This window comes from Streptomyces sp. NPDC048623 (genome assembly GCF_040650755.1).
Classification (GTDB): Bacteria; Actinomycetota; Actinomycetes; order Streptomycetales; family Streptomycetaceae; genus Streptomyces.
The window spans coordinates 133,955-159,888 of sequence record NZ_JBEZHV010000009.1 but is presented as its reverse complement, the minus strand read 5'-3'; the positions used below and the strand labels follow the sequence as shown (position 1 = coordinate 159,888).

The 25,934-nt window shown below is 72.1% G+C and carries 23 protein-coding genes and 1 tRNA gene; 15 read left to right on the top strand and 9 right to left on the bottom strand.

The annotated features are described in order from the left end of the window. Nucleotides 1-202 precede the first annotated feature (202 nt). The 7 genes from AB0C73_RS15985 to AB0C73_RS15955 all read left to right on the top strand — a co-directional run bounded on the left by AB0C73_RS15985 (nt 203) and on the right by AB0C73_RS15955 (nt 8,133). Nucleotides 203-1,264: an ABC transporter substrate-binding protein gene (locus tag AB0C73_RS15985; protein ID WP_362529717.1), complete on the top strand. Its 1,062-nt coding sequence runs from the start codon at nt 203-205 to the stop codon at nt 1,262-1,264. Between the two features lie 5 nt (nt 1,265-1,269). Then, nucleotides 1,270-2,199 carry a siderophore-interacting protein gene (locus AB0C73_RS15980; protein ID WP_362529714.1) on the top strand — a complete coding sequence of 310 codons (930 nt, stop codon included), beginning with the start codon at nt 1,270-1,272 and terminating at the stop codon, nt 2,197-2,199. Between the two features lie 134 nt (nt 2,200-2,333). Further along, nucleotides 2,334-3,773, top strand: coding sequence for an aspartate aminotransferase family protein (locus AB0C73_RS15975; RefSeq protein ID WP_362529711.1), 1,440 nt, complete (start codon nt 2,334-2,336; stop codon nt 3,771-3,773). Next, nucleotides 3,760-5,034 carry a SidA/IucD/PvdA family monooxygenase gene (locus tag AB0C73_RS15970; RefSeq protein WP_362529708.1) on the top strand — a complete coding sequence of 425 codons (1,275 nt, stop codon included), beginning with the start codon at nt 3,760-3,762 and terminating at the stop codon, nt 5,032-5,034. The genes AB0C73_RS15975 and AB0C73_RS15970 overlap by 14 nt, the downstream gene beginning before the upstream one ends. Beyond that, entirely contained in the window at nt 5,031-5,573 is a 543-nt protein-coding gene (locus AB0C73_RS15965; protein ID WP_362529706.1) for a GNAT family N-acetyltransferase, read from the top strand. Before AB0C73_RS15970 ends, AB0C73_RS15965 begins: the two co-directional genes overlap by 4 nt. After that, entirely contained in the window at nt 5,570-7,339 is a 1,770-nt protein-coding gene (locus tag AB0C73_RS15960; protein WP_362529703.1) for an IucA/IucC family siderophore biosynthesis protein, read from the top strand. Before AB0C73_RS15965 ends, AB0C73_RS15960 begins: the two co-directional genes overlap by 4 nt. 158 nt (nt 7,340-7,497) lie before the next feature. Beyond that, nucleotides 7,498-8,133, top strand: a complete 636-nt coding sequence (locus tag AB0C73_RS15955; protein ID WP_362529701.1) for a hypothetical protein — start codon at nt 7,498-7,500, stop codon at nt 8,131-8,133. On the opposite strand, the gene AB0C73_RS15950 is transcribed toward AB0C73_RS15955, so the two are convergent. Beyond that, on the bottom strand, nt 8,130-9,059 hold the full coding sequence (locus AB0C73_RS15950) for a hypothetical protein (protein WP_362529698.1): 930 nt from the start codon (nt 9,057-9,059) through the stop codon (nt 8,130-8,132). The two genes, AB0C73_RS15955 and AB0C73_RS15950, sit on opposite strands and share 4 nt — an antisense overlap. Before the next feature lie 66 nt (nt 9,060-9,125). Beyond that, entirely contained in the window at nt 9,126-10,703 is a 1,578-nt protein-coding gene (locus AB0C73_RS15945; RefSeq protein WP_362529695.1) for a beta-N-acetylhexosaminidase, read from the bottom strand. 244 nt (nt 10,704-10,947) lie between these two features. Between AB0C73_RS15945 and AB0C73_RS15940 the strand changes: the two genes are divergently transcribed. After that, nucleotides 10,948-11,223 carry a hypothetical protein gene (locus tag AB0C73_RS15940; RefSeq protein WP_362529692.1) on the top strand — a complete coding sequence of 92 codons (276 nt, stop codon included), beginning with the start codon at nt 10,948-10,950 and terminating at the stop codon, nt 11,221-11,223. 67 nt (nt 11,224-11,290) lie between these two features. Continuing rightward, nucleotides 11,291-13,108 carry a glutamine--fructose-6-phosphate transaminase (isomerizing) gene (gene glmS / locus AB0C73_RS15935; RefSeq protein WP_362529689.1) on the top strand — a complete coding sequence of 606 codons (1,818 nt, stop codon included), beginning with the start codon at nt 11,291-11,293 and terminating at the stop codon, nt 13,106-13,108. A 124-nt stretch (nt 13,109-13,232) separates the two neighbouring features. Here the strand turns inward: glmS and AB0C73_RS15930 are convergent, their stop codons facing one another. Both AB0C73_RS15930 and AB0C73_RS15925 read right to left on the bottom strand, forming a co-directional pair. After that, nucleotides 13,233-13,793, bottom strand: a complete 561-nt coding sequence (locus tag AB0C73_RS15930) for a GPR1/FUN34/YaaH family transporter (protein WP_362529687.1) — start codon at nt 13,791-13,793, stop codon at nt 13,233-13,235. 200 nt (nt 13,794-13,993) lie between these two features. Continuing rightward, the gene (locus tag AB0C73_RS15925; RefSeq protein ID WP_362529685.1) at nt 13,994-14,515 is read right to left on the bottom strand and encodes a universal stress protein; all 522 of its coding nucleotides are present in this window, start codon (nt 14,513-14,515) and stop codon (nt 13,994-13,996) included. A 562-nt stretch (nt 14,516-15,077) separates the two neighbouring features. Between AB0C73_RS15925 and AB0C73_RS15920 the strand changes: the two genes are divergently transcribed. The 4 genes from AB0C73_RS15920 to AB0C73_RS15905 all read left to right on the top strand — a co-directional run bounded on the left by AB0C73_RS15920 (nt 15,078) and on the right by AB0C73_RS15905 (nt 17,747). After that, nucleotides 15,078-15,305 carry a hypothetical protein gene (locus tag AB0C73_RS15920; protein WP_362529989.1) on the top strand — a complete coding sequence of 76 codons (228 nt, stop codon included), beginning with the start codon at nt 15,078-15,080 and terminating at the stop codon, nt 15,303-15,305. 307 nt (nt 15,306-15,612) lie between these two features. Beyond that, nucleotides 15,613-16,800: a helix-turn-helix domain-containing protein gene (locus AB0C73_RS15915; RefSeq protein ID WP_362529683.1), complete on the top strand. Its 1,188-nt coding sequence runs from the start codon at nt 15,613-15,615 to the stop codon at nt 16,798-16,800. 123 nt (nt 16,801-16,923) lie between these two features. Continuing rightward, nucleotides 16,924-17,535, top strand: a complete 612-nt coding sequence (orn, locus tag AB0C73_RS15910) for an oligoribonuclease (RefSeq protein ID WP_362529680.1) — start codon at nt 16,924-16,926, stop codon at nt 17,533-17,535. A gap of 139 nt (nt 17,536-17,674) precedes the next feature. Continuing rightward, nucleotides 17,675-17,747: transfer RNA gene (locus tag AB0C73_RS15905), tRNA-His, on the top strand. 134 nt (nt 17,748-17,881) lie between these two features. On the opposite strand, the gene AB0C73_RS15900 is transcribed toward AB0C73_RS15905, so the two are convergent. Then, the gene (locus AB0C73_RS15900) at nt 17,882-18,760 is read right to left on the bottom strand and encodes a glycosyltransferase family 2 protein (protein WP_362529678.1); all 879 of its coding nucleotides are present in this window, start codon (nt 18,758-18,760) and stop codon (nt 17,882-17,884) included. A gap of 147 nt (nt 18,761-18,907) precedes the next feature. Next, a complete protein-coding gene (locus AB0C73_RS15895) occupies nt 18,908-19,513 on the bottom strand; it encodes a GNAT family N-acetyltransferase (protein WP_362529677.1) in 606 nt (201 codons plus the stop codon). A 130-nt stretch (nt 19,514-19,643) separates the two neighbouring features. On the opposite strand from AB0C73_RS15895, the gene AB0C73_RS15890 reads away from it, so the two are divergent. Further along, complete coding sequence (locus AB0C73_RS15890) at nt 19,644-20,444, top strand: alpha/beta fold hydrolase (RefSeq protein WP_362529675.1); 801 nt, start codon at nt 19,644-19,646, stop codon at nt 20,442-20,444. Nucleotides 20,445-20,662: 218 nt separating this feature from the next. Here AB0C73_RS15890 and AB0C73_RS15885 read toward each other — a convergent pair whose 3' ends face one another. From AB0C73_RS15885 to AB0C73_RS15875, 3 genes are all read right to left on the bottom strand, one after another. Further along, nucleotides 20,663-22,126, bottom strand: coding sequence for a cellulose binding domain-containing protein (locus tag AB0C73_RS15885; RefSeq protein WP_362529673.1), 1,464 nt, complete (start codon nt 22,124-22,126; stop codon nt 20,663-20,665). Nucleotides 22,127-23,044: 918 nt separating this feature from the next. Beyond that, nucleotides 23,045-24,553, bottom strand: a complete 1,509-nt coding sequence (locus AB0C73_RS15880) for a HAMP domain-containing sensor histidine kinase (protein WP_362529671.1) — start codon at nt 24,551-24,553, stop codon at nt 23,045-23,047. Next, nucleotides 24,550-25,293: a response regulator transcription factor gene (locus tag AB0C73_RS15875; RefSeq protein WP_362529669.1), complete on the bottom strand. Its 744-nt coding sequence runs from the start codon at nt 25,291-25,293 to the stop codon at nt 24,550-24,552. Before AB0C73_RS15875 ends, AB0C73_RS15880 begins: the two co-directional genes overlap by 4 nt. Nucleotides 25,294-25,378: 85 nt before the next feature. Between AB0C73_RS15875 and AB0C73_RS15870 the strand changes: the two genes are divergently transcribed. Continuing rightward, entirely contained in the window at nt 25,379-25,924 is a 546-nt protein-coding gene (locus AB0C73_RS15870; protein ID WP_362529667.1) for a hypothetical protein, read from the top strand. The last annotated feature ends 10 nt before the right edge of the window (nt 25,925-25,934 follow it).

The window sequence follows — 25,934 nt, the reverse complement described above, 5'->3', positions numbered from 1 at the left end:
TCGGCGGGCCGTTTCTGAGCCCGCCCGAAGAAGCCCGCCACTCCGACCAGGGGTGGCGGGCTTTCGTCGTTCGCTGCTCGCCCCTGTTGATCGTAGTGAGGTTAGGCTAACCTGCCCTCAATAAGGTGAGGCTAACCTACCTCGACCTACCCGCCTGCCCGGCCGCCGACCGACCCCGGCACGTACCGAAAGCGACTTCGCCATGCCCAGCACCGCCGTCCGAGCCACCTCCCTCACCCGTCGCGGCCTGCTCGCCGCGGGCGGCGCCCTCGGGATCGGCGCCGCGCTCGCCGCGTGCGGGGGCGAGGACACGAAGGGCGGAGACGCCGCGAAGTCCTCGGCCGCCGCCGGGAAGTCCGGGGCCTGGGAGTTCAAGGACGACCGGGGGCAGACGGTGAGGACGCCGTCCGTCCCGAAGAACATCGTCGCCTTCACCGGCACGGCCGCCGCCCTCAAGGACTTCGGCGTCGAGGTGAAGGGCGTCTTCGGCCCGACCTATGTCGAGGACGCCAGGACGAAGACGCGGAAGCCGGACGTCCAGGCCGGTGACCTCGACATCGACAAGGTCACCGTCCTCGGCAACGTCTGGGGCGAGTTCAGGATCGAGGAGTACCTCAAGCTCCAGCCCGAGGTCCTCATCACGGACATGTGGGAGAAGGACGCCCTCTGGTACGTCCCCGAGGAGCAGAAGGACAAGATCCTCAAGATCGCGCCGAGCGTCGCCCTGTGGGCCGCCGGGAAGTCCATGCCGGCCGTGCTCCAGCGGCACACGGACCTCGCCGCCTCCCTCGGCGCCGACACGCAGAGCGCGCGGATCAAGGCCGACAAGGCTCGCTTCGAGGCCGCCGCCGAGCGGGTCCGCAGGGCCGCGAAGGCGAAGAAGGACATCAAGGTCCTCATCGGCTCCGGCGCCCCCGACACCTTCTACGTCTCCACCCCGGTCCGCCCGACCGACACCCTCTTCTTCCAGGAGCTCGGCGTGAACCTCGTCGTACCGGACAAGCTGGACCCGTCCGGCTGGTTCGAGCTGCTCAGCTGGGAGAACGTCGACAAGTACCAGGCCGACGTCATCATGCTCGACAACCGCACCTCGGCCCTCCAGCCCGAGACCCTGAAGTCCAAGCCGACCTGGGCCGCGCTGCCCGCCGTGAAGGCCGGCCAGGTGGTCCCGCGCGTGACCGAGCCCGTCTACTCGTACGCCAAGTGCGCCCCGCTCCTGGAGGACCTGGCCAAGGCCCTCGAGAACGCCAAGAAGGTGGCCTGACCGACATGACGAACGACGCCGAGACCGCCCCGTTCCAGTTCTTCTCCCTCCAGGTCGACCGGACGCGGCGGCTCGGCCCGTCCCTGGTCCGCGTCACCTTCGCCGGGGACGACCTCGCCGGAGACCACCTGAAGGGCTTCGCCTCCGGGGGACGCGACCAGTCGCTCTCCCTCTTCCTGCCGCACCCGGGACAGGACGCGCCGGTCCTGCCGCCGCTCGACGACCCGGACGCGTACCCGGACATGTACGCGGTCCTGGGCGCCTACCGGGCGATGCCGCACGACGTACGGGCCGTGATGCGCTCGTACACCGTCCGCGCGCAGCGCACCGCACCCGACGGGCGCACCGAGGTCGACATCGACTTCGCCGTGCACGCGGACGGCGGGCCCGCCTGCCGCTGGGCGCAGCGCGCCGAGCCCGGCGACCGGGTGGTCGTGCTCGGGCCGGCGGTGGCCGACAACACCGGCGTGCGCTTCCGGCTCCCCGACGACGCCGACTCGGTGCTGATCTGGGGCGACGAGACGGCCCTGCCGGCCGCCTCCGCGATCCTGGAGTGGCTGCCGGCCGGGACCCGCGCGCACGTCTACCTCGACGTCCCGCACTCCGGCGACCGGATGGAGCTCGCGACGGAGGCGGACGCGACCGTGACCTGGCTCGTACGGGAGGAGGGCGCGCCGTCCGCCGTCGAGGCCGTCGCGGGCGCGGGGCTGCCCGGCGCCGACCCGTATGTATGGATCGCCGGCGAGTCCGGCGCCGTGAAGGCCCTGCGCCGCCATTTCGTACGCGAACGGGGCCTGGACCGGCGCCGGGTGACGTTCGTCGGCTATTGGCGCAAGGGACTGTCGGAGGATGCCCTGCGCGAGGTCCCGGACGAGACGGAGACCGACGCCCAGGCGGATGCCCAGACCGACGCCCCGGCCGCCGCCGCCGCATAGAACCAGGGCACACGAAATCGGCCCTTCGCCGAACGCCCCTCGATTCAACCGGGTCGAGGGGCTTTCTCGTGCTCAAACTTAGGTTAGGCTAACCTTACTTACACCGACCGAGTTCCCTCCCGGAAGGCCCCCACATGCGCTCCCACCTGCTCAACGACACGACGGCGGACGTCTACCGACGTTCCGTCACCGAAGGAGTCGAGCGGGTGGCGAGGAAACTCGCCACGGCGCGCGGGCCGTTCACGGGAGTCACGCCGGCCGAACTCGCCCCCGTCGTCGACGCCGTCGACCTCGACCGGCCGCTCGGCGACGCCTCCGCCGCCCTCGACGAGCTGGAGGACGTGTACCTGCGGGACGCGGTCTACTTCCACCACCCCCGCTACCTGGCGCACCTCAACTGCCCGGTCGTCATCCCCGCCGTCCTCGGCGAGGCCGTGCTCTCCGCCGTCAACTCCTCCCTCGACACCTGGGACCAGAGCGCCGGCGGCACCCTCATCGAGCGGAAGCTCATCGACTGGACCGCCGCCCGGATCGGCCTCGGCCCGCTCGCCGACGGCGTGTTCACCAGCGGCGGCACCCAGTCCAACCTCCAGGCGCTGCTGCTCGCCCGCGAGGAGTCCGGCACCACCGACCTGTCCCGCATGCGCGTCTTCGCCTCCGAGTGCAGCCACTTCAGCGTCCAGAAGTCCGCGCAGCTGCTCGGCCTCGGCCGCGACGCGGTCGTCCCCATCCCGGTCGACCGCGAGAAGCGCCTGCAGTCGGTGGTCCTGGCCGCGGAGCTGGAGGCCTGCCGGGCCGAGGGCCTGGTCCCGATGGCGATCGTCGCCACCGCCGGCACCACCGACTTCGGCTCGATCGACCCGCTGCCCGAGATCGCCGCCCTGGCCGCCGAGTACGGCGCGTGGATGCACGTGGACGCCGCCTACGGCTGCGGGCTCCTCGCCTCGACGGCCCGCCGCCACCTCCTCGACGGCATCGAGCACGCCGACTCGGTCACCGTCGACTACCACAAGTCCTTCTTCCAGCCGGTGAGTTCGTCCGCCGTCCTGGTCCGCGACGGCGCCACGCTGCGGCACGCCACGTACCACGCCGAGTACCTCAACCCGCGCCGCACGCTGGCCGAGAAGGTCCCGAACCAGGTGGACAAGTCCCTCCAGACCACCCGCCGTTTCGACGCCCTCAAACTGTGGCTGACCCTGCGGGTCATGGGCGCCGACGGCATCGGCGGGCTCTTCGACGAGGTCTGCGACCTGGCCCGGGCCGGCTTCGAGCTGCTCGCCGCCGACCCGCGCTACGACGTGGTCGTCGCGCCCCGGCTGTCCACCCTCGTCTACCGCTACATCCCCGAGAACGTCACCTCGCCCGCCGAGATCGACCGCGCCAACCTCCATGCCCGCAAGGCCCTGTTCGCCTCCGGGGAGGCCGTGGTCGCGGGCACGAAGGTCGACGGACGCCAGTACCTCAAGTTCACCTTGCTCAACCCCGAGACGACCGTGGCCGACATCGCCGCCGTCCTCGATCTGATAGCCGGCCACGCCGAGCAGTACCTGGGAGAGAACCTTGTCCACGCCTGACACGTACGACTTCATCGGCATCGGTCTCGGTCCGTTCAACCTCGGCCTCGCCTGCCTGACCGAGCCCATCGCCGAGCTCAACGGCCTGTTCCTGGAGTCCAAGCCGGACTTCGAGTGGCACTCCGGCATGTTCCTGGACGGCGCCCACCTCCAGACGCCGTTCATGTCGGACCTGGTCACCCTCGCCGACCCGACCTCCCCGTACTCCTTCCTCAACTACCTTAAGGAGAAGGGGCGGCTGTACTCGTTCTACATCCGCGAGAACTTCTATCCGCTGCGGACGGAATACAACGCCTACTGCCGCTGGGCCGCCGCCAGGCTCTCCTCGATCCGCTTCTCGACCACGGTCGGCTCGGTCACGTACGACGAGAGCGGCGAGCTGTACGAGGTGGCCACCACGTCCGGCGAGACGTTCCGGGCCCGCCGCCTCGTGCTCGGCACCGGCACCACGCCGTACGTCCCCGGGCCCTGCGCGGACCTGGGCGGCGACCTGACCCACACCTCGGGCTACCTGCCGAACAAGGCGGCCCTCCAGCGGAAGAAGTCGATCACCATCGTGGGCAGCGGCCAGAGCGCCGCCGAGATCTACCACGACCTGCTGTCCGAGATCGACGTCCACGGATACCGGCTCAACTGGGTCACCCGCTCCCCGCGCTTCTTCCCGCTCGAATACACCAAGCTCACCCTGGAGATGACCTCTCCGGACTACATCGACTACTTTCACGCCCTGCCCGAACCGACCCGCTACCGCCTGGAGTCGGAGCAGAAGGGCCTGTTCAAGGGCATCAACGGCGACCTGATCAACGACATCTTCGATCTGCTCTACCAGAAGAACACCGAGGGCCCCGCCCCCACCCGCCTGCTCACCAACTCCGCGCTGCGCTCCGCCTCGTACGACGAGACGACGGGCACGTACGCGCTCGGCTTCCGGCAGGAGGAGCAGGAGAAGGACTTCCGGATCGACACCGAGGGCCTGATCCTCGCCACCGGCTACAAGTACGCCGCCCCTGCCTTCCTGGAGCCCATCGGCGACCGCCTCCGCCGCGACTCGCACGGGCGCTTCGACCTCGCCCGCAACTACGCGATCGACACCACCGGCCGCGGGGTCTTCCTGCAGAACGCCGGCGTGCACACCCACTCGATCACCTCGCCGGACCTGGGCATGGGCCCGTACCGGAACGCGTGCATCATCGCCGAGATGCTCGGCACCGCGTACTACCCCGTCGAGAAGACCATCGCCTTCCAGGAGTTCGCGGCATGAGCACGACGAGCGTGATCAGCATCCGCCCGCTCGACCCCGTCGAGGACGCCGAGCTGATCCACCCCTGGGTCACCCACCCCAAGGCCGCGTTCTGGCTGATGCAGGACGCGAAGCTCCAGGACGTCGAGCGGGAGTACATGGCGATCGCGGCCCATCCGCACCATGACGCCTTCATCGGCCTGGTCGACGGGGAGCCCGCCTTCCTGATGGAGCGGTACGACCCCGCGCGCGTCGAGCTCGTCGGCCTGTACGAGGCGCAGCCGGGCGACGTCGGCATGCACTTCCTGGTCGCCCCCTCCGACACGCCCGTGCACGGGTTCACCCGCAGGGTGATCACCGCCGTATTGCGCGAGCTGTTCGCCGATCCGGCGACGGCCCGCGTGGTCGTCGAGCCGGATGTACGGAACAAGGCCGTGCACGCGCTCAACGAGGCCGTGGGATTCGTTCCGCTCCGGGAGATACGAAAGCCCGAGAAGACGGCGCTGCTGAGCTTCTGCACCCGCGCCCAGTTCGAGACCGCCGTCGGAGCCTCCGTATGAACCCCGTCGCCCACCTCACCCCCGCCCGCTGGGCCGACGCCAACCGCGCCCTGATCCGCAAGGCGCTCGCCGAGTTCGTCCACGAGCGGCTGCTCGATCCGCGCGAGCTCGGCGACGGTCGCTACGCGGTGCTGAGCGACGACCGCCGCACCGAGTACCGCTTCGCCGCCGACCGCTTCGCGCTCGACCACTGGCAGGTGCGCCCGGAGTCGATCAGCCGGCACCGGGAGGGCGAGGAACTCCCCCTCGACGCCCTGCAGTTCATCACCGAGCTGCGCGGCTCGCTCGGGCTCGGCGACGAGATCCTGCCGGTGTACCTGGAGGAGATCTCCTCCACCCTGGCCGGCACCGCCTACAAGGCGGCCAAGCCGCGCCTCGGCTCGGCCGACCTCGCGAGGGCCGGATTCCAGGCGATCGAGACCGGGATGACCGAGGGCCACCCCTGTTTCGTCGCGAACAACGGACGGCTCGGCTTCGGTCTCGACGCGTACCGCGCGTACGCCCCCGAGACGGCCTCCCCCGTCCGCCTGGTGTGGCTGGCCGCGCACCGCGACCGCGCCACCTTCACCGCCGGCGCCGGCATCGACTACGAGGGCTTCATCCGCGCCGAGCTCGGCGACGCGGCCGTCGACGGCTTCGCCGCGACCCTCGCCGCCCGTGGCCTCGACCTCGCCGACTACCTCCTCGTCCCCGTCCACCCCTGGCAGTGGTGGAACAAGACGGCGGTCACCTTCGCCGCCGAGGTGGCGCAGCAGCGCCTGGTGTACCTGGGCGAGGGGGAGGACACGTATCTGGCGCAGCAGTCCATCCGTACCTTCTTCAACACCACCGACCCGGCCAAGCACTATGTGAAGACGGCGCTCTCCGTCCTCAACATGGGCTTCATGCGCGGTCTTTCGGCCGCCTACATGGAGGCCACGCCCGCCATCAACGACTGGCTGGCCGGTCTGGTCGACGCCGACGAGACCCTGCGGGCGGCGCGCTTCTCGATCATCCGGGAGCGGGCGGCGGTCGGCTACCGGCATCTGGAGTACGAGGCGGCCACCGACCGCCACTCGCCCTACCGCAAGATGCTCGCCGCGCTCTGGCGCGAGTCCCCCGTGCCCTCCCTCGCCGAGGGCGAGCGGCTCGCGACCATGGCCTCCCTGCTGCACACCGACCACGCGGGCGCATCTTTCGCGGGCGCCCTGGTCAAGGAGTCGGGCCTGGCGCCGACGGAGTGGCTGCGCCGCTACCTGGACGCCTACCTCGTACCGGTGCTGCACAGCTTCTACGCGTACGACCTGGTCTACATGCCGCACGGCGAGAACGTGATCCTGGTCCTCGACGAGACGGGCGCGGTGTCGCGCGCGGTCTTCAAGGACATCGCCGAGGAGATCTGCGTCATGGACCCGGACGCGGTCCTTCCGCCGGCCGTGGAGCGGATCCGCGCCGAGGTCCCCGAGGACATGAAGCTGCTGTCCGTCTTCACGGACGTCTTCGACTGCTTCTTCCGCTTCCTCGGCGCGACGCTCGCAGCTGAGGGCGTGGTCGGCGAGGACGACTTCTGGCGGACGGTCGCCGCGTGCGTGAAGGACTACCAGGCCGGGAAGCCGGAGCTGGCGGACCGGTTCAGGCAGTACGACATGTTCGCGGAGACCTTCGCCCTGTCCGCGCTCAACCGCCTCCAGCTGCGCGACAACCGGCAGATGGTGGACCTGACAGACCCCTCGGGCACGCTCCAGCTGGTCGGCGACCTGGTGAACCCGATCGCACGGTTCGCCTGACGGCCGTCTGACGGCGGGAGCCGGCAGACCGGATGCCGGGCCGGGGCGGAGTACGGTCCTCCGCCCGGGCCCGGCATCCCCCCTCCGATCAGGCGATTGCGCTGCGTAACCGCTCGACGGTCGTCGACTACTCAGCGTCGCCATGTCAGCTTGACCACGTGAAGACTCGAATCGCCCGTGGCCTCTCCGGCACGGCACTGCTCCTGGCCCTCGCCGCGACCGCCGCCTGCGGGAACACGGCCGACACCATGACGTCGGGTGACACGTCGGAGACCACGGAGGCGCCGACGACGGGCCCGACACCGGATTCGGGCGACACCGTGGCATCGCTCTTCCCGGGGAAGGGTGGCGGACAGGCCGCCCCCGCACACGTGCCGACCGCCAAGGTCGGCGAGACGAAGCACGTGAAGGTGAAGGTCCACAACAGCTCCGACCAGCCCATGAACTTCGCGGGTCCGCAGGCTGCCACGGAAGACCCCGCGAGCGTGTCGGCAGCAGCCGGCCTCGGCACCTGCGGCGGCACGCTGAGCCCCGGCGCGGAGTGCGAACTGGACCTCGAGATCACACCGTACGAGGAGGGGTCCTACACCGGAACGCTGACCGTCGAGACCTCGCAGGGTGAAACACTCACCGCGCCCTTCGCCGGGGAGGCGGTCGGGGATGCTCCCACGGACACCATCTCGCCTACGACCGACACTCCGACCCCCACCGAGACGACCGAGACCCCGACCGAGCCGCCGACCGAGCCACCGACCGAGCCACCGACCGAGTCCGAGTTCGAGCCCGAGCCCTAGTAGCTCTCCGAGGTCAGCGCCACGCGCACCGTGTCATCGTCGGGCAGCACGACCGTCATGTAGTTCCGGTTCGTCGCGGTGTGGGAGACCAGGTAGAAGCGGGACGGGGCCTTCACGAGCAGGAGGAATCCGATGTACCGGTGCCGGTACGGCCCTGCGCCGTCGCCCATGTCCTTGTATGTGATGCCCGACGCCGAGTGCGCGATCGGGATGCGCGAGTAGACCACCACCGGCAGGCTGCCCGTGTTTCCGTCTCTGATGGCATCCCGGGCTTCGCTCGCCCCCGCGGCGACCACGTACTGGGACATGCCGAAGAACAGGCTCATGGCCAGCAGCCCGATCAACAGGGCACCGCCCGCGGCCCACATCCGTTCGGCGGTCTCGTCCCGTCCGCCCGAGTCGTGCGCGCTCCGCTGCAGCCGCTGCTGCACGGCGAAGAACGCCAGAGTGGCCCCCAGGGCCACCACGAGGATCGGGACGTATTCGGTCCCCCACCAGCTTTCGGGGAGAGGGTTCGGGATCCACAGCCCGAAGAACACCCAGAATCCCAGCATCGCCATCAGGAGACCGGCGACGAGGAGCCACCGGCACACCGTGCGGCGCCGGCGCTCCTTCCCGGGGCGGGCCAGCACGTGGCCGACCCTTCCGAGCACCAGCAGCACGACCAGTCCGCAGACCAGCAGGAACCACACCGGGCCGAAGACCGCGTCCGGGCTCTTGGCCAGGTACGCCTGGACGGAGAGCTGGAGATCGGTCGGCGGCACGCCGAAGGACGAGTAGTAGGCGTCGGTGTAGACGCTGCCGAAGTAGTACAGCAGGCCGATGACGGCGGTCCCCGGTGCCACCACGTACGCCGCCTTGGCGAGCAGACTCGCCGTCGGTGGCGCGGGCTCCGGCGCGGAATCGTCCCCTCGCGGCACATGCATGCCGCCAGCCTCCGCACCGGCCCCCGGCCCCGCACCCAGAGGCGCGCCACCTGGCTCAACGGCCCGTCACACCCACGGCACCTGCGGCGAGCGGTAGTAGTCGATCCCCAGCGCGTCGAGCCGCGGCCCCTGCCGGCCCAGCCGCAGCCGGTACGCCTCCCAGTCGTGGCTCGCGGCCGGCGACCAGCCGAGTTCGGCGATCCCCGCGACCCGCGGGAAGGCCATCCGGTCGATGTGGGCGCTCTGCGAGATCGTCTCCGTCCACAGCGGCGCCTCGACGCCCGCGACCGCCTCCTCGGGCAGGCCCGGCAGCAGGGTCGCCGGGTCCCAGTCGTACGAGCGCCGCACCTCGACGTAACCCGCCCAGGAGAGCCCGAGCGGCGTCTCCTTCGTGTACTTCATGTCGAGGTACGCCCGGTCGGCGGGCGACAGGATGATCCCGGTCCCGGCCCGCCCGGCCGCCGCGACCTGCTCCTTCTCGGCGGCCGACGACCGGTCGAGCCCCCAGTACTGGGCGAGCGCGCCGGGCGCGGGCCTGGCGCCGGTCAGCTGGTGCCAGCCGATGACGGTCTTGCCGTACGTGGCGACGAGCGGCTGCACCCGGTCCATGAAGGCCGCGTAGTCGGCGTGGCTGGTGGAGTGCGCCTCGTCGCCGCCGATGTGGAGGTAGCGGCCGGGGGTGAGCTCGGCGAGCTCGCGGATCACGTCCTCGACGAAGTCGTACGTGCGCTCCTTCGGCACGCACAGCGAGCTGAAGCCGACGTTCGTGCCGGTGTAGAGCGGCGGGGCGACGCCGTCGCAGTTGAGCTCGGGGTAGGAGGCGAGGGCCGCGTTGGTGTGCCCGGGCATGTCGATCTCGGGGACGACCTCCTGGTAGCGGGAGGCGGCGTAGCGGACGATCTCCCGGTAGTCGTCCTTGGTGTACGAGCCGCCGGCGCCGCCGCCGACCTGGGTCGAGCCGCCGTACGCGGCGAGCCGGGGCCAGGAGTCGACGGCGAGGCGCCAGCCCTGGTCGTCGCTGAGGTGCAGATGCAGCTTGTTGACCTTGTAGAGGGCGAGCTGGTCGATGTAGCGCTTGACCTGGTCGACGGTGAAGAAGTGCCGGGAGACGTCGAGCATCGCGCCCCGGTACGCGAAGCGCGGGGTGTCGGTGACGGTGCCGCCGGCGATCTTCCAGGGCCCGGACTGCACGGTGCGGCGCTCGACGGCGGCGGGCAGCTGCTGGCGCAGGGTCTGCACGCCGCGGAAGAGCCCGGCGGGCGCGTGGGCGGTGAGGACGACACCGGCGCGCCCGGAGCGCAGCTCGTAGCCCTCGTCGCCGAGACCGGTGGCGCGCCGGTCGAGCCGGAGCAGGATGCCGCCGCCGGCCGCGTGGTCGTCGACGACGGGCAGCGGATAGCCGGTGGAGGGGCGGAGCACCCCCGCGAGGTAGCGGCCGATCTCGCGGGACTCGTGCTGGACCCGGATGGAGGTCGCCCTGGTGAGCGTGTACGGCTCCCCGCCCGGGGTGACGGAGGCGGGCGCGGGCACGACGTCGCCGAGCGGGCGCACGACGGGTTCGGCGGCGGCGCCCGCGCCGGAGGAGGTGCCGGCGGCGAGCAGCAGGGAGGAGAGGAGGAGCGGAAGCGTTCTGCGCGGAGTCACAGGCAGGTCCCTTTCGACGGGATGCCCGGCGGTGGGACCGACAGGCATGCGGCTGCGGGCGTACGGCTGCGGACGTGTGGCTGCGGGCTTTGCGTATCCGGACAGTCGCCATGCGTACCGTCTGCCCCGCCGAGGGTCAAGGTGTAGACCAATTAGCCCATCCGGCGGCGTGATCATGACCACTGTTGCCCGAAATCGGGCAGGATTGTTGCCAGGACCGCCTGGAACCCCTCAGTATTCACGGGTGCTCGAACGCCGCCCGTCGCATGACGACCTCATCGACCATCTGGTCCGCAGCACCGCGCTCCAGCGCGGTGAGGCCGCCCGGGTGGTCCTCGACGTCCTTGCGTACTTCGACGAGTCGACCGAGGAGTTCGTCCGCCGCCGCCACCGCGAGCTGCAGTCCGGCGGGGCGGTGAACGCCGAGATCTTCGAGCGGATCGCGGCCGAGCTGCCGCACCGCGCGGTGGCACCGCCAGAGCTCTCGCTGCGGCAGCTGCGCCGCATCGTCTACGGCTGAATCCTCGACGCCCGGATCGTCCACGGCTGAGCAGCACCTGTCACCAACTTGGAGGGGTAACACCTTTATGTGCGGAATCGTCGGTTACATCGGTAAGCGCGACGTGGCCCCGCTGCTCCTGGAGGGCCTGGCCCGCCTGGAGTACCGCGGCTACGACTCGGCCGGCATGGTCGTCACCAGCCCGAAGGCCTCCGGCCTGAAGATGGTGAAGGCCAAGGGCCGGGTCCGTGACCTGGAGGCCAAGGTCCCCAAGCGCTTCACCGGCACCACCGGCATCGCGCACACCCGCTGGGCCACCCACGGCGCCCCGAGCGACATCAACTCGCACCCCCACCTGGACCCCGAGAACAAGGTCGCGGTCGTCCACAACGGCATCGTCGACAACGCGGCCGAGCTGCGCGCCAAGCTGGAGTCCGAGGGCGTCGTCTTCGCCTCCGAGACGGACACCGAGGTCATCACCCACCTCATCGCCCGCTCCCAGGCCGAGACCCTGGAGGAGCGGGTCCGCGAGGCGCTCAAGCACATCGAGGGCACCTACGGCATCGCCGTGATGCACGCCGACTTCAACGACCGCATCGTGGTGGCCCGCAACGGCTCCCCGGTCATCCTCGGCATCGGCGAGAAGGAGATGCTCGTCGCCTCCGACGTCGCCGCCCTGATCGCCCACACCCGCCAGGTCGTCACCCTCGACGACGGCGAGATGGCCACCCTCAAGGCCGACGACTTCCGCACGTACACCACCTCGGGCGCCTCCACCACGGCCACCCCCGAGACGGTCGAGTGGGAGGCCGCCTCCTACGACATGGGCGGCCACGACACGTTCATGCACAAGGAGATCTCCGAGCAGCCCGACGCGGTCGACCGCGTGCTGCGCGGCCGGATCGACGACCGCTTCTCCACCGTGCACCTGGGCGGCCTGAACCTGGACCCGCGCGAGGCCCGCACCATCCGCCGGATCAAGATCCTCGGCTGCGGCACCTCGTACCACGCCGGTCTCATCGGCGCCGGGCTCATCGAGTCCCTGGCCCGTATCCCCGCCGACGCCGAGCCGGCCTCGGAGTTCCGCTACCGCAACCCGGTCGTGGACCCCGACACCCTCTACATCGCCGTCTCCCAGTCCGGCGAGACCTACGACGTGCTCGCCGCCGTGCAGGAGCTCAAGCGCAAGGGCGCGCGGGTCCTCGGCGTCGTCAACGTCGTCGGCTCCGCGATCGCCCGCGAGGCGGACGGCGGCATGTACGTGCACGCCGGCCCCGAGGTCTGCGTCGTCTCCACCAAGTGCTTCACCAACACGGTGGTCGCCTTCGCGCTGCTCGCCCTGCACCTCGGCCGCATCCGCGACCTGTCGGTCACCGACGGCAAGCGGATCATCGAGGGCCTGCGCAAGCTGCCCGGCCAGATCGAGGAGATCCTCAAGTCCGAGGACGAGATCAAGAAGCTGGCCAAGGAGTACGCGGGCGCCCAGTCGATGATGTTCATCGGCCGTGTCCGGGGCTACCCGGTCGCCCTGGAGGCCTCCCTCAAGCTGAAGGAGATCTCCTACATCCACGCCGAGGCCTACCCGGCCTCCGAGCTGAAGCACGGCCCGCTCGCCCTCATCGAGCCGGCCCTGCCGACGGTCGCCATCGTCCCCGACGACGACCTCCTGGAGAAGAACCGCGGCGCCCTGGAGGAGATCAAGGCCCGCAGCGGCCGCATCCTCGCGGTCGCGCACCAGCCGCAGGAGAAGGCCGACCACACCATCGTCGTGCCGAAGAACGAGGACGAGCTGGACCCGATCCTGATGGGCATCCCGCTCCAGCTCCTGGCCTACCACACGGCGCTCGCCATGGGCCGCGACATCGACAAGCCGCGCAACCTGGCCAAGTCCGTCACGGTCGAATAGCGGAACCTCCGGGCCTGTCCCCCGGACCCCCGCCGCCGGGCCTGTCCCCCGGCGTCGACCGGACACAAGAGCGGCCTCTGTGCATCCCAGGTGCACAGAGGCCGCTGCTTCTTTGTGGCTCGGTTCAGCCGGCCGCAGCCGCGCGGGAGCCGCGGGCCAGGGAGGTCGGCCAGCCGGCCACCGCCGCCGTCGCGCCGTACCAGGCCGCGAGGCCGGCCACCGCGGCGACCCAGCCGCCCGCCTTGCCGAGGCCCGAGTTGTCGGCGAGGGCGCCGATGCCCATGAGCAGCAGGGCGACGAACAGCAGCCCGTACACGCCCTGTCCGAACAGGCCGGAGCCGTTGGACGCGACGGTCAGGGTGAGGGCGAGCAGGGCCCACAGCAGCAGGAAGAGGCCGGCGGCCTCGGCCGAACCGCCGTCGCCGACCCCGGTGCCCCAGGTGAACCAGAAGGCGCCGAGCGCCGTGGAGGCCGTGCCCTCGCCGGTGTTTCCGGCACGCAGGGCGAGCAGCCCGACGAGGAACAGGGCGACTCCGCCGACCCAGGTCGCGAGGCCCGCGGCACTGCCCGCACCGACGTGGTCGATCACGCCGGTGGAGCCTATGCCGAAGGCCAGCAGGGTCAGTCCGAGTGCGAGGTGTCCGAGAGTGGAGGTGCTGTTTCCCGCGGCGGCTTCGTTGGACACGGCGGGCTCCCTTCAGGAGTGCAGTTGTGCTGCTTGGGCCACTTTTGTTCCGGTGGCTCTTATGTACCCTTCACAAGCACACAATTCACCTGAGGGAGGCCGAAATTATGGCCGAATCAAGGGAGTTGAGGGGAGCCGCGACAGAAGCCGCGGCAGGAGCTGAAGAAGTGACCGCTGTGACGGGAGAGATGGGGCCCGGGCTACGGGATGACGACCACGGGCCGCTGGGCGCGGCGCGCGAGCCGGCCGGCGACCGAGCCGAAGATCCGTCCGACGACGCCGTGGGTCGAGCCGACCACGATCGCGTCGGCGGAGTACTCCTTGCCGACCTCCTCCAGCTCGTGGCAGATGTCGCCGCCGCGCTCGACCAGGATCCAGGGCACCTCGGAGAGGTGCTCGGCACAGGCCAGCTCCAGGCCGAGGACCTCGGTGCGGTGGTCCGGCACGTCGACGAAGACCGGCGGCTCGCAGCCGGCCCACACGGTGGTGGGCAGCCGGTTGGCGACATGCACGATGATCAGGCCGGAGCCGGAGCGGCGGGCCATGCCGATGGCGTACGCCAGGGCGCGTTCACTGGACGTCGAGCCGTCGAAGCCGACGACGACCCCGTGCCGGAAGGCCGGGTCGCAGGGGTGACGTGGCTGTTCCACCGCGAGGGGGTCGACCGTGGAGTCGGCGACGCGCTTGCGGTCCGCGGGTTCGGGGTATTCGTGACCGGCCATCGGTGTCTCGGCGAAGAGGGTCCTCAGAGAGGGACGGAAAGGACGGGGAGCGGAACAACGGTTGGCGGCGGAGCTGTGTCCGGGAATCATCTTCCCAAGCCCATACCCCCAAGGGTACGGCGACACTCCTCCGGTGCCCAGGGGCGACCGCCGGCGCCGTGACGGCGTCCCAGGGAGCATGCACGAGCCGCGCGCCGTAGCGCAATGCCGGTTGTGTCCTACAGGCGTCCGTACGGGGGCCAAACGGACGCCCCGCGCAGTGACCGGAACGTTCCGCTCCTCGTTGCCACAGGTCAACGTCACCGTCGCAGGGAGCCCGCCCGTGCCCGCACCGTCCCCCATGGACACCGACGCCCGCCCCGACCCCCGCCGCCCCCGTCACCCCGCTCACCCCCGTGCCGACCCTCACCCCCGCCCCCGGGTCGACCCCGCCGCACTCGCCGCCGCCGAGACGGTCACCGCGTTCCACGTCCCCACGAGTGCGGGCACCGGCGCCGCCCCGGCGCACGGCCGGACCCCCGGCGCGCGGGCCGGCGGCGGGCGCCGCCGGGCCGCCTCACCGGTGCCGGGGAGCGCCGGGGCGGACAGCGGGGGCGACGTGGTGCGATGGGCGGTGTTCTGCTCGGTCCTGGTCCCGGTGGTCCTGCTGGTCTACGGCACCTCGCTCGGCGGCGCGGCCGGCACCGCGCTCGGACTCGCGGTCGTCACGGCGGCCTGCCGGGTGCTGCTCCGGCGCTCGGAACGCGGGCTGCGGGCCGAGCTTCGGGCCGAACGCCACTCTCGGAGTTGACAGGGTCGCACAGCCGATCCCGTATGTTTTCAGCCAAGTTCCAGTACTCGGTGAGTCCTTGGCCGAAGACCGATTGACCCGCATCGGTGCTGGCATCACCGCGCTGTACTGGGCTTCACGATCGAATGCTTCACGCCAAGTTGCCATGTCGACAATGTGCCGGAAGGAGAACGTGGCACGCGGGTGCCGCGGGACGCAGTAGATTCGATCATGGATACCGAAGACTGGGGTCTCGCGCAAAACCGAGGGGAAACGTGGCACATCCACATGACCAGGGAGACGCCAACACCGAGGGGGGCTTAGCGTCATGAGCCAGGACTCCGCCGCACCGGAGGCGGCACGGAAGCTGTCCGGGCGCCGCCGTCGCGAAGTCGTCGCGGTACTGCTGTTCAGCGGTGGCCCCATCTTCGAGAGCTCCATCCCGCTCTCCGTTTTCGGCATCGACCGCCAGGACGCGGGGGTGCCGCGCTACCGGCTGCTCGTCTGCTCGGGCGAGGAGGGCCCCCTGCGGACCACAGGGGGACTCGAACTCACCGCGCCGTACGGCCTGGAGGCGATCAGCAGGGCCGGCACCGTCGTCGTGCCGGCCTGGCGCTCCATCACCTCGCCGCCGCCCCTGGAGGCGCTCGACGCGCTCCGCCGGGCGCACGAGGAGGGCGCGCGCATCGTCGGTCTGTGCACCGGCGCGTTCGTGCTCGCCGCGGCCGGGCTGCTCGACGGCCGGCCGGCGACGACGCACTGGATGTACGCGCCGACGCTCGCCAAGCGCTACCCGTCGGTCCACGTGGACCCGCGGGAGCTCTTCGTCGACGACGGCGACGTGCTGACCTCGGCCGGCACCGCGGCCGGAATCGATCTGTGTCTGCACATCGTGCGGACCGACCACGGCACGGAGGCCGCGGGCGCCCTGGCGCGCCGGCTGGTCGTCCCGCCGCGGCGCAGCGGCGGTCAGGAGCGCTACCTCGACAGGTCTTTACCTGAGGAGATCGGCGCCGACCCGCTGGCCGAGGTCGTCGCCTGGGCGCTCGAACACCTCCACGAGCAGTTCGACGTGGAGACGCTCGCGGCCCGTGCGTACATGTCACGGCGGACCTTCGACCGCCGGTTCCGCTCGCTGACCGGCTCCGCGCCGCTGCAGTGGCTGATCACCCAGCGGGTGCTCCAGGCGCAGCGGCTCCTGGAGACCTCCGACTACTCGGTCGACGAGGTCGCCGGGCGCTGCGGCTTCCGTTCGCCGGTGGCCCTGCGCGGGCACTTCCGGCGGCAGCTGGGCTCGTCCCCGGCCGCGTACCGGGCGGCGTACCGGGCCCGGCGGCCGCAGGGCGAGGGCGGCCCGGCGCTGCTCGACGCGATGGTCCCGGCCCAGGCCCAGGCCCAGGCTCAGGTCCCGGCGGCCCCACGCCGCCCGGCCCACCTCCTGGAGCCCGGCAAGCCGCCGTCGGACGCGTTCACCGCGGGCCGCCCGGCCCTCCCGGGCCAGCGCAGCGCCCCGTAGGGGCCACCCGTACCGCGCGTGCCACAAGCCGCGCACCGAGAAAAAGCCGAAGGGCTCCCCGGTACACCACCCGAGGGGCCCTTCGGCCGTCCCCGACCAAATTTCGGCCATAAGGTAGGACGCATGAACGATCGCATGGTGTGGATCGACTGCGAGATGACCGGGCTCTCGCTGACGGACGACGCACTCATCGAGGTGGCCGCGCTGGTCACCGACTCGGAACTGAACGTGCTCGGCGAAGGCGTGGACATCGTGATCCGCCCGCCGGACGCGGCCCTGGAGACCATGCCGGAGATCGTGCGCGAGATGCACACGAAGTCCGGGCTCCTCGACGCGCTCGCCGGCGGCACCACGCTCGCCGACGCGGAGGCCCAGGTCCTCGCGTACATCCGCGAGCATGTGAAGGAGGCCGGCAAGGCCCCGCTGTGCGGGAACTCGGTCTCCACGGACCGCGGGTTCCTGGCCCGTGACATGCCGGCCCTGGAGGCGCACCTCCACTACCGGATCGTCGATGTGTCCTCGGTGAAGGAGCTGGCGCGCCGCTGGTACCCGAGGGCGTACTTCAACAGTCCGGAGAAGAACGGCAACCACCGGGCGCTCGCGGACATCCGCGAGTCGATCGCCGAGCTGCGCTACTACCGCGAGGCGATCTTCGTCCCGCAGCCCGGCCCGGACTCGGAGACCGCGAAGCAGATCGCGGCCCGCCATGTGATCGCGGGCGACTCGGCCCACTGACCGGCTTCCGACCCGCTTCGGGCCGTCGCCAGGGGGGCCTGCTCGTGCGCGAGGAAAACGTGTGCGCGAGCACCCCCCAAGACCCTGTAGACTTCTTCTCGGCCGGTCAGGGAAGCCCTCGGGCGAATGACCGGTCATGGTGGGTGTAGCTCAGCTGGTAGAGCACCTGGTTGTGGTCCAGGATGCCGCGGGTTCGAGTCCCGTCACTCACCCTGAGGGTCGAGGTCCCGGTTCGGAAGAACCGGGACCTCGATCGTTTTCCCGCCCGGATACGGGTCCGGCCCCGCCCCCTGAGGGGGACGGGGCCGAGGCTTTCGCGACCGTGTGTCTCAGATCACCGGCGGGCTCAGATCACCGGCGGGCGGCCCAGGCGGCCCATCCGCCAGACCGTGGCCCAGCTCATCGGCCGGCGGTCGCCGCCGGAGCGCCGGACGCCCTCGAAGAAGCCGCCGAACCAGGCGCGCAGCCCCGGCAGGGAGCGGGTGCGGGCGATCGTGAGCAGCGTCCAGACGCCCAGGTAGACGGGGACGAGCGGGGCCGGCAGGTTCCGCTTGGCCAGCCAGACGCGGTTGCGGGCCGTCATCCGGTAGTAGACCGCGTGCCGGGCCGGGCTGGTCTTCGGGTGCTGGAGCAGCAGCTCCGGCGCGTACCGCACGCGCCAGCCGGCGTCGAGCGCCCGCCAGGCCAGGTCGGTCTCCTCGTGCGTGAAGAAGAAGTCCTCGGGCCAGCCGCCGACCTGGTCCAGCATCCGCATCGACAGGCCGTGGCCGCCGCCCAGGAAGGTGGTGACCTCGCCGCCGCGCATCGGGTCCTTGGCGCCGAGCCGGGGCACGTGCCGGCGCTGGGTCTCGCCGTGCTCGTCGGCGATCCGGAAGGAGACGATGCCGAGCGCGGGGTCCGCCTCGTACAGATCGGCGAGCCGGCGGAAGACGTCCGTGTCGACGAGCAGGCCGTCGTCGTCGAGGTCCACGACCACGTCGACGTCACCGAAGGAGCGCAGGGTCTCGATGGCGACGTTGCGGCCGCCGGACACCCCGCGGTTCTCCGGGAGCTCCACGCCGTGCACACCGTCGGGCAGCTCGGCGAGCGAGCCGGTGCCGTTGCCGATGACGACGACCCGGGTGGCCTGCTCGTCCTGCCCGGCCACCGAGTCGAGCAGTGCCCGCAGCTCCTTCGGGCGCGTGCCCATCGTCAGCACCGCCACACCCAAACGCGGTCGTGCCACAGCCCACTCCGTTTCGTCGCTCACCATCAGCCGCTCACCATCGAGCGTCCCGCGATGCTAACGGCCCCGCGTTCCCGCCCGTTCACGTGTACGGCACTCAGGGCATGTCGGGACGTCACCACCGGCCCTGGCACGTGCCGTGTCGCGTCAGCGCAGATCGCGGCGCATCAGGACGCGCGGGTGGCCGGCGAGGACCGAGGTGGTGTCGGCGGCGTGGACGAACCCGGCGCGCTCGAAGTTCTTGCGCAGCCCCGCGTACGCCATGGTGAGGTCGACCCGCGCGTCGCCGTTGTCCAGCGGGTACGCCTCGACCGCGGGCGCGCCGTGGGCGCGGGCGAACTCGACGGCGCCTTCGATCAACGCGTGCGAGACGCCCTGCCCGCGGTGCCCGGGTCGGACCCGGATGCACCACAGCGACCACACCGGCAGGTCGTCGACGTGCGGGATCGTGCGGCTGCGGGCGTACGAGGTGTCGGCGCGCGGCGCCACGGCCGCCCAGCCGACCGGCACGTCACCGTCGTACGCGAGGACCCCGGGCGGTACGGCGCCCCGGCACAGCTCGGCGACGTACGCGCCGCGCTCCGGGCCGCGCAGCGCGTGGTCGAGCTTGGCCGGGACGCGGTGACTGAGGCACCAGCAGACGGTGGCGTTCGGCGACTTCGGGCCGATGACGGCGGCCGTGTCGGCGAAGTCGGCGGCCGGCCGCACCTCGAAGCGCCGCCGCTCCCCGGTGCCGCCCTGCGTCCCTGCCATGTGCTCGGTACCCCCGTCCCGCGCGACCGCGCGGCCGCTCCCTCCTCACCCTGCCACGGGCCGCGTTCCGCGGCGCGGGAGACTGAGTCCGAGCAGGCCATGGGGCGATCGGGCGACCGGGGGACGGATCATGATCACGACGGACGACGGGATACGGCTCTGGGCCGAGCGGACGGGCTCGGGGCCGGCCCTGGTGCTGTGCCACGGCGGGCCCGGGCTCTGGGACATGTTCGGCGAGGTGGCGGCCGGGCTCTCCGACACGTACACCGTGCACCGCTGGGACCAGCGCGGCTGCGGACGCTCGGAGGGGGCCGCGGGCCCGTACACGGTGGAGCGGGCCGTCGCCGACCTGGAGGCCGTACGGCAGGGCTTCGGGCTCGACCGGATGGTGCTGCTCGGCCACTCGTGGGGCGCCTACCTGGCCCTGCGGTACGCCCTCGACCACCCCGGGCGGGTCGAACGGCTCGTGTACGTCTCCGGTGTCGGCATCGGCCCGGAGGCGGACTGGCGCCCGCCCTTCGTGACCCGCTTCCTGAGCGCGCTCGGCCCGCACCGCGAGCGCTGGGAGGAGCCCGGCACGCCGGACCGTGAGCGGTGCGTGCTCCGATGGGCGGCGGACTTCGCGGACCCGGACCGGGCGCTTCAGCAGGCGGCCCGGATGGCGACCCCGTTCTTCGGGGTCAACACGGAGGCCGGCGAGCAGCTCGGCGCGGCCATGCGCGCGGAGGATCCGGCGGCCCTGCACGCCCGCTGCGCGGCGCTCGACGTGGAGACCATCATCGTGGACGGCGAACTCGACCTGCGCCCGCGGCCGGCGGTCGACTCCCTTGAGCGGGCGCTGCCCCGGGTGCGGCGGGTGACCCTGAAGGGCGCGGGCCACATGCCGTGGGCGGAGGACTGGACGGGCGTCAGGGGAGCGGCAGCTGGCTGACCCGGTGGGCGAGTGAGCCGAAGGGGCGCGGCCGGGGGAACAGTGACGAGCGCGCGCAGTCCCCGAGGAACGAGGGGGCGAGCACGTACGGCGCTGTGAGTCCGGCTGAAGCGCCCCGGAGGCAAACCGAGCCACAAAAAAGAAGGGGGCGCGCCCCGGTCGATGGTGGGGTGGGACCGACCGGGGCGCGGTGTGGGGGGCCGAGGTGGCCTTTGGTGTTACTTGTAGGCGCCGAAGGCCTTCGTGAAGGCCAGCGGCTGCTGGAGGATCGAGGAGCAGGTCGGGTCGGCGTAGTTCACGGCGCCGGACGCGCACTGCTTGTCGCGGGTCGCGGACCACATCGCCAGCCAGCCGATCCCCTTGGACTTCGCGAAGTCCACGAGCTGGGTGGCGTCGTCGACCTTGAAGACCTCGGAGGAGACGTCGTTGACGCCGATCATCGGGGTGACGGCGACGGCCTTCCAGGCGGCGGCGTCGGAGAGCCCGAGCACCCCCTTGATCTGGGCCTGGGTGGCGGTGGCGGCCTGGACGGCGTACGTGCCCATGTCGCCGCTGTACGCCCCGCCGTAGTCCATCGCCATGATGTTCACGGCGTCGACGCGGACGCCGTTCCGCTTCGCGTCGGCGAGCAGGTCCACGCCCGGCTGGGTCAGGCCCTCGGGCATGACGGGCAGCGTGAAGGACACGTTCAGGCCCGGGTGGGACTTCTGGAGCTGCGCGATGGCCTGCGCGCGGCGGGAGTTGGCGGCGGTGTCGGGCAGCGCCGCGCCCTCGATGTCGAAGTCGACCTTGGTCAGCTTGTACTGGTCGACGACCTTGCCGTACGCGGCGGCGAGGGCGGACGTGGTCGAGCAGTTGAGCGCCAGCTCGTGCCCGGCGGCGCCGCCGAAGGACACCCGCACGTCGCCGCCCTTGGCGCGCAGCGCGCCGATCTGCGCGGCGACCTTGTCCGATGCCAGGTCGGTGACCCCGCCCCAGAGCGGGGTGCAGCTGCCGCCGGAGGTGATGAAGGCGAGGTTGAACTCCTTGACGCCGGTCTGGTCGACGGTGGAGAGGAGGTCGTACGCGGGGTAGAGGGAGGTGTCGACGTACGGGGCGAACCTGGCGGAGCCGCCGGCCGGGGGCGGCGGGGTGGTGGGGGTGGGCGTGGCCGTGGGGGTGGGGGTGGCCGTCTTGGTGGGGGTCGGGGTCGGCTTCGGGGTGGGCGCGGTCGTGGTGGGGCGGCCGGTGGGGGTGGGCGCGGGGCCGCCGGCGGCGCAGCTGGCCTTGTTGATCAGGCAGTTGGCGGGATCACCGGCCTGCCCGGCGGCGGAGGTCACGAAGCCGACGTTCACGGACTGCCCGGGCGCGAGCTGCCGGTTCCAGCTCGCGGGCTTCACGGTGACGTGCCGGCCGGAGACGGTGTGCTCGCCGTTCCAGAGCGACCCGATCGTGGTCCCCTGGGGCAGGTCGAACTCGAGGGTCCAGTCGGACTGCACGGTGTCGGTCCGGTTGGTGACCACGTACTGCCCGGTGTACCCGCCGGTCCAGGAGCTCGTCCTGGTGTACGCGGCGCCGACGGACGCGGCCTGCGCGGTCCCCGTGAACGCGAACGCCGCGCCCCCGATCACCACGGCGGCCACGACCGCGCCGATCGCCTTGGTCCTGCCGCTCGCCTTGCGCCGGTGCGTACTGGTGCCCATCGCGTGCCTGCCTCTGCGTGCCGGGGGTGTGGGGTGTGGGGGGTGGTGAGGCAGCACGCTAGCGACTCGGAAACGGACAAATGCCCGATGGTGGGGCGGGGTTGGGATTCTTAGGGTCCGCTTAAGGAAGCCATCGGCCCTGGAAAAGGTTCGGCCCGCACGGGGCCGGAGCCGGAGCCGGGGCCGGTCGGTGCGGACCGGCGCCGCCGCGAGGCGCGTTCGGCCCACAGGGGACCGGGGCCGGAGCCGGAGGCGGTCGTGCACCGGCCGGCGTCAGCGCGGACCGGCGGCGCCGCAAGGCGCGTTCGGCCCGCACGGGACCGGGGCCGGAGCCGGAGGCGGTCGTGCACCGGCCGGCGTCAGCGCGGACCGGCGGCGCCGCAAGGCGCGTTCGGCCCGCAGGGGACCGGGGCCGGGGGCGGGGGCGGTCGTGTACCGGCTGGCGGCAGCGCGGGCCGGCGGCGCCGCGAGGCGGGGAGCGCCACGGCGCCGGGCCCCCGGGCTCCCGCCTCCTGCGGCCCGCGCCCGCCCGTGGCGGGGCCGGGCCGCAGGCCCGAGGCTCAGGACGCGAGGGCACAAGCCGGGACCTCGGCGCAAGGGCACGAGCCGGGACCTCGGCGCAAGGGCACGAGCCGGGACCTCGGCGCACCCGCCCGGGCCGCAGGCCCCGAGGCTCAGGACGCAAGGCCACAAGCCGGGGCCTCGGCGCGAGGGCACAAGCCGGGACCTCGGCGCACCCGCCCGGACCGCAGACCCCGAGGCGCAGGACGCAAGGCCACAAGCCGGGGCCTCGGCGCGCGGGCACAAGCCAGGACCTCGGCGCACCCGTCCGGGCCGCAGGCCCAGGGCCGGGCCCCGCGCGCCGTGCGGAGCAGGCCGTCCCCGCACCGGCGCCCCCTCAGTTCTCCCGCCCCCGCGTCAACGCCCCCTGCGCCCCGCGCCCGTACCGCCTCTGCGGCTGCGGCCCCGGCGGCGGCCCGGGGCCGGGGCCCGGCGGCCGTCGAGGGCGATCCAGATGCGGACCTCCGTACCGCCGAGGACCGAGTGGCCGATGCGCACGTCGCCGCCCGTGGTCTCCGCGAGGCGGCGGACGATGTCGAGGCCGAGGCCGGTGGAGCCGTCGCGGCCGCTGCCCGCGCCGCGGGCGAGGGCGGCGGCAGGGTCGGGGATGCCGGGGCCGGCGTCGGAGACCAGGATGATGACGGCGTCGTCGGCGTTGTGGACGTCGACGGAGAAGGCGGTGCCTTCGGGGGTGTGGCGGAAGACGTTGCCGAGCAGGGCGTCGAGCGCGGCGACGAGTTCGGGGCGCGGGACCGGGATGCGTACCGGACGGGCGACGCCCGCGACCCGTACCTTCCGCCCCTCGTCCTCCGCGAGCGCCGACCAGAAGTCCATCCGCTCGCGCACGACCTCCGCCGCGTCGCAGCCGGCCACCGGCGCGGTGGCCTGGGTCTGCGGCTTGGCCTCCCGTGCCGTACGGATGATGGTGTCGACCTCGCGCTCCAGCTGCTCGACCGCGGCCCGGGTCTGTTCGGCGGCCGGACCGGAGCCGAGCGAGGCGGCGTTGAGCCGGAGCACGGTGAGCGGGGTGCGCAGCCGGTGGGAGAGGTCGGCGGCGAGTTCGCGCTCGTTGGCGAGGAGCTGGACGACCTGGTCGGCCATCGAGTTGAAGGCGACGGCCGCGGACTTGAGTTCCGGCGGCCCCTCCTCGCGGACCCGGGCGCCGAGCCGCCCCTCGCCGAGCTCGTGCGCGGCGCGGGCCAGCCGCTGCGCGGGCTGCACCATGCGCAGCCCGAGCCGGTCGGCGACCGCGACCGAGCCGACGATCAGGGCGGCGCCGACGGCGGCGAGGACCAGCCACGCCGTGGCGACGCCGTTGCTGACCTCGCCCTCCGGCACGAAGAGTTCGACGACCGCGACCTGCCCGGAGCTGACCGCGGTGGGCTGGAGCAGCGCGAAACCGCCCGGCACCTCCGCGATCGTCGCCCGCCCGAGCGCCCGCGTGGTGGCCAGGTCCTCGTCGCCGGCCCGCCGGGTGCCGATCGCCTGCCCCTGGCCCCGGCCCCGGCCCCGGCCCTGGCTCTGGCTCTGGCCCTGGCCCTCGCCCTGGCCCTCGCCCTGGCCCTGGTCCTGGTCCTGGCTCTGGCCCTCGCCCTGGCCCTTTCCGCCGGACTCGCCGGGCGTCCCGGGCAGATGGACGGCGAGCCGCCCCTCCGCGCCGTCGTCCGTGGTGGCGACGGCCCGCTCCAGCTGCTCGCGGTCGGTGGTGATGGCGAGCACCGGCGCCAGGCCGGAGGCCCGCCGCTCCGCGTTGGAGAAGGCCCGGTCGCGGGCCATCTCCTTGACGACGAGCCCGAGCGGTACGGCGAAGGCGACCACGACCATGACGGTGACGGCGAGGGACACCTTGACCAGGGCCCATCTCACGCGCGACCGCCCTCCGCCGGTCCTTCCACCCGTCCCTCCGCAGCCTGCCCCTCCGCCGGCGGCTCCAGCTTCACGCCCACCCCGCGCAGGGTGTGCAGATAGCGGGGCCGGGCGGCCGTCTCGCCCAGTTTCCGTCGCAGCCATGACAGGTGTACGTCAATGGTCTGGTCGTCCCCGTACGCCTGCTGCCACACCTCGGCGAGCAGTTCCTTGCGCGAGACGACCACACCGGGCCGCCCGGCGAGGAAGGCGAGCAGGTCGAACTCACGGCGGGTCAGATCGAGCGCCGCGCCGTCGAGCGCGGCCTGCCGGCGCAGCGGGTCGATGGCGAGCCCGCCGACCCGGATCTCCCGGGACGGCGGCGCCTCCCCGGCCGAGGAGCGCGCCCGGCGCAGCACGGCCGCCATCCGCGCGGACAGGTGCTCCACGGAGAACGGCTTGGTCAGGTAGTCGTCGGCACCGTCGTTGAGCAGCCGGACGATCTCGGTCTCGTCGTCGCGCGCGGTCGCGATGATCACCGGCACATCGGTGATGCCGCGCAGCATCTTCAGCGCCTCGGCGCCGTCGAGGTCGGGCAGCCCGAGGTCGAGGATGACCACGTCGAAGCGGAAATGGGCGACCTCGCGCAGCGCCTCCAGGGCCGTCCCGACGCTCCGCACGGTGTGGGCGGCCTCGGTGAGATGCCGGATGAGGGCGGAGCGGACGAACTGGTCGTCCTCGACGACGAGCACACTTGCCATGGCCCGCACCGTACCGTTCCGTCCGCCATTCGGGTGAGGGTGGGACCGTGGCAGGGGGATGACCGGGGAATGGCAGGATGAGCCGGTGCGAAGAGGTCTTGTTCACGCCCTGGCGTGGTCGCTCGCCACGGGCGCGGCGGTCACGCTCTCCTGGTGGGGGGTGCACACCGTGCTCGCCGGTACGGTCTACGACCCGCCGCGCGCCCTGCCCATCCCGTCCGGCGCCACGGGCTCGGACACCGCCTCGATCGGGGCGCCCACTTCGGCCGCGACCCCGCCGTCGCCGTCCTCGACTCCCTCGACTCCCTCGGCCACTCCGAGCACCGGCCGCCCGTCGAAGCCGCCGACCACTCCCCCGGCCGCGCCCCGGCAGCCCGCCGCGGCGAAGTCCCCCACGAGCAGCGGCAACGTGAAGAGTTACGGCACGGACGGCGGCCGGGCGGTCTTCGACCTGGGTCCGTCCTCGGCGGAGCTGGTGAACGCGACGCCCGAGGCGGGCTGGCAGATGCAGGTGTGGAAGCAGAGCACCTGGATCCGGGTGACCTTCACCAAGGACGGGCGGGAGATCTCGGTCTTCTGTCTGTGGCACGACGGCCCACCGCGCGTCGAGATCGACGAACGCGCGGTCTGAACCGTCTGGG